The 5,676-nt window shown below is 73.7% G+C and carries 4 protein-coding genes; 1 reads left to right on the top strand and 3 read right to left on the bottom strand.

Annotated features, from left to right (window positions below; translation table 11 throughout):
- Nucleotides 1-45 precede the first annotated feature (45 nt).
- Nucleotides 46-1,200: an acyltransferase gene (locus GVN67_RS27820; RefSeq protein ID WP_160000565.1), complete on the top strand. Its 1,155-nt coding sequence runs from the start codon at nucleotides 46-48 to the stop codon at nucleotides 1,198-1,200.
- Here GVN67_RS27820 and GVN67_RS27825 read toward each other — a convergent pair.
- The 3 genes from GVN67_RS27825 to GVN67_RS27835 all read right to left on the bottom strand — a co-directional run.
- A complete protein-coding gene (locus GVN67_RS27825; protein ID WP_235035578.1) occupies nucleotides 1,143-2,015 on the bottom strand; it encodes a DUF2272 domain-containing protein in 873 nt (290 codons plus the stop codon). The two genes, GVN67_RS27820 and GVN67_RS27825, sit on opposite strands and share 58 nt — an antisense overlap.
- Nucleotides 2,016-2,144: 129 nt before the next feature.
- Entirely contained in the window at nucleotides 2,145-2,810 is a 666-nt protein-coding gene (locus GVN67_RS27830) for a DedA family protein (protein ID WP_160000566.1), read from the bottom strand.
- Nucleotides 2,811-3,101: 291 nt separating this feature from the next.
- Nucleotides 3,102-5,676: HWE histidine kinase domain-containing protein (locus GVN67_RS27835; RefSeq protein ID WP_160000567.1), on the bottom strand; the 2,575-nt coding region annotated here is incomplete at its 5' end.

Here is a 5,676-nt window from a genome sequence, read left to right on the forward strand (position 1 = left end):
GCCCCGGCTCCCGCCCCGGCAGCGCCCGTCCGGATCCGGGAGACCATGACGGCCGCCTCTCCTTCCCGCCTCGTCGAGCTCGATTCGCTGCGCGGCCTCGCCGCCCTGATCGTCGTCCTGCACCACGCCTGGCTGACCCTGGACGGCACGCCGCCCTGGCTGGACTGGGCGCTGACGGAAACCCCGCTGCGCCCCATCGCCATGGGCCGCCAGGCCGTGATCTTCTTCTTCGTCCTCAGCGGCTTTGTCCTGACGCGGGCTTTGCTCCGCCAGGAGGACCGGCAGCCCGGCAGCGTGCTGTCGCCGCTCGGCTGGGGGCATTACGCCGCGCAGCGCGCCATCCGCCTGGGCCTGCCGGTGCTGGCCGCCGTGCTGTTCTCGGCGGCGCTGCAATCGCTGACCTGGCAAGGGCTGCTGCCGCTCGGCCAGCCGCATATCCTGCGCGGCGCCAGCTGGAGCACGCCCTGGAGCTGGTCCGATATCGCGGCCCAGGCCCTGCTGCTGCGCCATGGCGACGGCTTCCAGCTGAACCCGGTGCTGTGGTCGCTGGTGCATGAATGGCGCATCGCCCTGCTGCTGCCCTTCGCTTTGCTGCTGCGGAAGCGGCCCGAGATGCTGCTGGCCATCGCGCTGCTCGGCGCCGCCGTGGCCCGCCTGGCCGGCATGCCGGAGGGCCAGGTGTCGCTCGGCGGCAGCCTGGCCGAGACCTTCGCCGCCAGCGCCGGCTTCCTGCCCGCCTTCGCCGCCGGCGCCGCCCTGGCGCTCCGCCCCCTGCCCCGGCTCGACCGCGTCCAGGCCATCGCCGCCGGCGCGGCGGTCGCGGTGATGGCCATGGTCGCGCATGACTATGGCGTCATCGCCGGCTCGGTGCTGCTGATCCTGCTGGCGCAACGCGACGGCGGCTTCGCCTGGGGGCTGCGGCGGCCGGCGCTGCTCTGGCTGGGGAAGGTGTCCTTCAGCCTCTACCTGGTCCATCTGCCGGTGCTGCTGGCGCTGACCCATGCGCTGTTCGGCAAGGCCTCGCCCGAGGCGATCGCCGGGCTGGCCATCGCGGTCTCGCTGCCGGTCGCCGCCGCCGCCCATGCCCTGGTCGAGAAGCCGGCGCATCGCCTGGCGCGCGGCCTGCCCCGGCCGGCGCGGCGCTACCGCCCCTGGTCCAGCCGGTTTTCCAGCACCAGCATGAAGGGCGGCTTGTCGTAAGGCGGCGGCAAGGCGCGCCCCTGGGCATCGGCGGGGAAGCGGCGCAGCACCGTCGCATCCCGCACATTGCCGCCGATCGCCTGGACCAGGCCGCCGCCGCTGGCCACCACCACGTCGCAATGCATCGGCCGGAACTGGCCGCCCTCGGCCAGGCGGTCCTGCCAGTGCAGCAGCGGGCTGCGCGAGCGGTCGGCGCAGAGCAGGTCGCCCGGCTGCGGCGCATAGTCGGCGGGCGCATGCGGGCGGAAGGGCGCCTGGTCCGGGTTGGAGTCGGCCTGCCACAGCAGGTTGTCGATGTACTGCGCATGGGCGGCGGCGGGGGTGAAGGTGAAGCTGGGCACCCCGGCGGTGGCCATGACATGGCTGATGAAGGCCGCCGACCAGGCCGGATAGGCCCAGAGCGAGATCGAGGGCAGCGGCACCGTCGCCGTCGCCGTTGCCGTAGTCGGCGGCGGGGCGCCGAAGGCGGCGGGCTCCGCGACGCTGTCCTGCAGCCCGGCCAGCAGCGCGTCATGCGTGTCCTGGTGGCGGCGGATGATCAGCGCGCCCTCGCCCGGCACCGCGGCCCAATAGGTCAGGATGCGGTCGAACAGCCGCGGATCGGGCTCGCGCGCCAGGGTGTCGGGCCAGCCATCGACCGTCAGCTGGCCCCAGGCCTGCCATTCGGCCAGGGCGGCGGCGGCGATGCGGGCGCGCCAGGGCGGCAAGTGCTGCACGGCATCGGCCGAGGGTGGCGGGGGTCGCGAAGCACAGGCCGAGACCGCCAGGACCAGGGCCATGGCGAGCCCTGCCTTCCACCAACCGCGATGCCGCATTCAGAACCCCTCCGCCCAGGCTGCGCCGGGGCAACGCGGAGGGGGCGCAGAAGTTGGCGATTTTTTAAAGGGGTGAGGATCGGCGGGACCGCGCGGTCCCGCCGGATGGCATCGTTCAGACGGCGACGTTCAGACGGCGACGCGCTTCAGCGTGGCGTCGGTCTTGGCCGGGGGCTCGGTCGGCGTGATGCGCGGCAGGCTATGGGTGCGCGCCACCGGGGTGACATCGGCGATCTCGGCCGGGACCTTGGGGCGCAGCAGGTAGCGGACCAGCTTGTAGATCAGGAAGCCGATGACCAGGATGCCGATGCCGGCCAGGGCGTGGCGGGTATTCTCCTCGCCCAGCCAGGCGACGGCGAACCAGCCGGCGGCGACGAAGGAGGCGGCCCACATGCCGGCGGCGATGAAGTTCAGCGAGGCGAAGCGCAGCCGCGACATCCCGGCGATGCCGCAGGCCGCCGAGGCCACGTTGCGCACGCCATAGACGAAGCGGAAGGTCAGGACGAAGAGGGTGCCGTATTTGTCGAGGAAGCGCAGCGCCTGCGCCACCTTCTTCTCGGCCGCCGGCAGCTTGCGCAGCGCCCGCACGCCATAGCGCTGGCCCAGGGTGAACCACAGCTGGTCGCCCAGGAAGGAGCCGATCCAGACCGAGAACATCAGGATCCAGGGGTTGATCAGCCCGGTCGCCTGCCCGGCGGCGGCGGCCAGGATCACGAAAGTCTCGCCCTCGAAGAACGCCCAGGCAGCTGCGGCCAGATAAGCCAGCATACCCCAATCCGACCAGAACTCGGCCACGCTGTCTTTCCTCCCGGCTTGGTCCAGTGGAACGAACGATGCGGGAGATTCCCGCCCTGAGGGAACTGTTATTTCACACGTCTGTGACTTTTTTGGAAAGGCTTCGGCAGGTTTTTGACACCATTGCCACAAGCCTCCCCGGCGTCCCGAAATCGGTCCCTCTAGCCCAGGGCTGGGCCTAGCGGACCCGGCTGGCCGGGTCAAACACCAACCCCGACCCTGGGGAAACGTTGCGTCGCTTTTCACGCCAGTTACGCGGAAAGCCAGCTTCCAGGCCGGATTCGCGGCGGGTCAGGCGGCGTCGCGCCGGTCGGGCTGGCGCAGCGGCAGCTCCAGCTCGCATTCCAGCCCCTCCCGCCGCCATTGCCGGCGGACGACCCCGCCCAGCTGGCGGCGGATGGTGGCCTCCACCATGCGCGAGCCGAAGCCCTGGCGCTGCGGCGGCGCCTCGACCGGCGGGCCGCCGGCCTCGCTCCAGCACAGGGCCAGCCGGCCGGCCGCCTCCTGCAGCTGCCAGCTGACCGCGACCCGGCCGCCGGGGCGCGACAGGGCGCCGTGCTTGGTGGCGTTGGTGGCCAGCTCGTGCAGCACCATCGAGACACCCTGGGCGGCGGCGGGGGGCAGCATGACCGGCGGCCCCTCCAGCGTCACCTGGGGCATGTCCTGCCCGTCCAGCGGCGCCAGGAAGGCGGTCAGCTCCCCCTCCAGCAGGGCGCGCAGCTCGGCGCCGGTCCAATAGGCCTCGGCCAGCAGGGTATGGGCGCGGGCCAGGGCCATGACCCGGCCCTCGACGGCCGAGGTATAGGCGGCGGCATCCTCCTTCGGCGTCAGCCGCAGCGCCGCCTGCACCAGGGTCAGCACGTTCTTGGCGCGGTGGTCGACCTCGCGCGCCAGCAGCAGCCGCTCCTCCTCGGCGCGCTTGCGGGCGGTGATGTCCATATGCGCGGCGTAGGAGACATTGTGGCCGCGCAGATGCACGCCCTGGACGCGGACCAGCACGTCGCGCAACCCGCCGCTGCGGGTGCGGTAGCGGGTCTCGTATTCCTGCACCTCGCGCGGGCCGCGCGACCGGCGCGGCGCGGCGGTGTCAGATGTGGCGGGCGGGGCGGCCGCCAGGGTGGCGGTGGCCGGCACGGCGAAGGGACCCGGCAGGCTGCCCTGGCCCGGCAGCGGCGCCTCCGGCAGGGCGCCGGGGGCCAGGCCGACGCGCGGCAGCGGCGCCACCCCGGCGGCGACCGCGGCGGCGCTGCTGGCGATGGCGGCGGCCAGCGGGCCGCGCGGCTCCTCCACCTCGCGCGCGTCGATATCCTGCAGCGCCAGGTGGCGGAACTCCTCCCGGCTATAGCCATAGTCGGAGCAGGCCCGGGCATTGACGTCCAGGATGGCATCCGTCGCCGGGTCCAGGATGAAGACGGCGAAGGGCGAGACCTCGAACAGCGCGCGGTAGCGCATCTCGGCGTCGCGCAGCGCCTCGGCATTGGCATGGCGGTCGGTGATGTCGGCGGCGATGCCGATCAGCCGCGCCGGGCGCCCGGCCCCGGCCGGCACCCGCACGCCGCTGACCGACAGCCAGCGCAGCGCCCCGTCATTGGCCCGCTTCAGCCGCAGATGCGCCTGCGGCGTGCGGCCGCGCAGCGCGCGCAGCACCGCCCAGCGATCGGCCGGCTCGATCATGCGCAGCAGGCGGCGGGCGCCGACCGGCCCGCCTTCCGGGTCGAGGCCGAGCAGGCGGTACTGCTCGGCCGACCAGACGGCGCGGCCGCCGGGGCCGAGCTCCTGCTCCCAGACGCCGACGCCCGACGCCTCCTGCGCCAGCCGCAGCCGCTCCTCGCTGGAGGCCAGCGCGGCGCTGCGCTCGGCCACCCGCTGCTCCAGCCCGACATTGTGGGTCAGCATGTGGCGCTGGCCGCGGCGCACCACCAGCACCAGGGCCAGCAGCGCCAGCACCGAAGGCAGGCCGAACATCAGCAGCCGGCCGACCATCGCCAGCCAGCGGGCGACGATCTGGTCGCGCGGCCGGGCGGCGACGGCCTGCACGTCCCAGCCCTCCACCGGGTGGCGCAGCACGATGCCCAGGCCGGCGGCGCCACCCCCTGTCTGCCCGCCGGTCTGCGCCAGCGGCTGGCCGTCGCGGAGCTGCAGGGCGAGCTCGTCGGCCGGGTTCTTCAGCAGCCGCTGCAGCGCGGTCGAGGCCTCCGGGATGCGCACCGAGACATTGATCACCCCGTCATAGGCGCCGGCCGGCAGGGCATTGCCGCTGTGCTCGCGGCGCAGGGTGACGGCGAAGAAGCGGCCGCCGCCGATGCGCGCTTGGTGCGGCCCGCTGATCACCGCCCGCGTCGCGCCGGCGCCGCGCAGCACCTGGTTGTAGTCGCGGTCGGCGAAGCGGCCGTCGCGCGGCAGGCCCAGCATGCTGCCGCTGACCAGCGCCTCGCCCTCGGCGTCGAAGACATTGAGGGTCAGCATCTGCTCGCCGCCGCCCTCCTCGACCAGCTGGGCCAGCTGGCTGCTGACCGCCGCCTCCTCCTGGCGGATGGTGTCGTCTGACAGGCCGATCAGCAGGTCGTTGGCGCGCTGCGCCAGCAGCCGGTGGCCATCCAGCACGCGGCGGGCATATTCGGCGGCGGCCTCGGCCGAGCGCTCCATCTCCACCGTCGCCTCGGCCCAGCTCTGCTCCCAGGCCTGCCAGGATTGCAGCGTCAGGATGCTGCCCGGCAGCAGGATCACCGCCCAGAGCAGCAGGCGCAGCGGCAGCTGCGACGGGCGGCTGGCGCGGCGCAGCCGGCCGGCCGGGCGTCGGCGCGGCCGCAGCCAGCCCAGCCAGCGGCGCTGCCCGCGGCGGCCAGGCACCGCCCGGCCCAGGAAC

Source organism: Roseomonas sp. 18066 (genome assembly GCF_902706185.1).
Classification (GTDB): domain Bacteria; phylum Pseudomonadota; class Alphaproteobacteria; order Acetobacterales; family Acetobacteraceae; genus Pseudoroseomonas.

Excerpts from the sequence above, each read along its gene's own strand:
- GVN67_RS27825 (WP_235035578.1), bottom strand. The coding sequence starts at position 2,015 with ATGCGGCATCGCGGTTGGTGGAAGGCAGGGCTCGCCATGGCCCTGGTC.
- GVN67_RS27820 (WP_160000565.1), top strand. The coding sequence starts at position 46 with ATGACGGCCGCCTCTCCTTCCCGCCTCGTCGAGCTCGATTCGCTGCGC.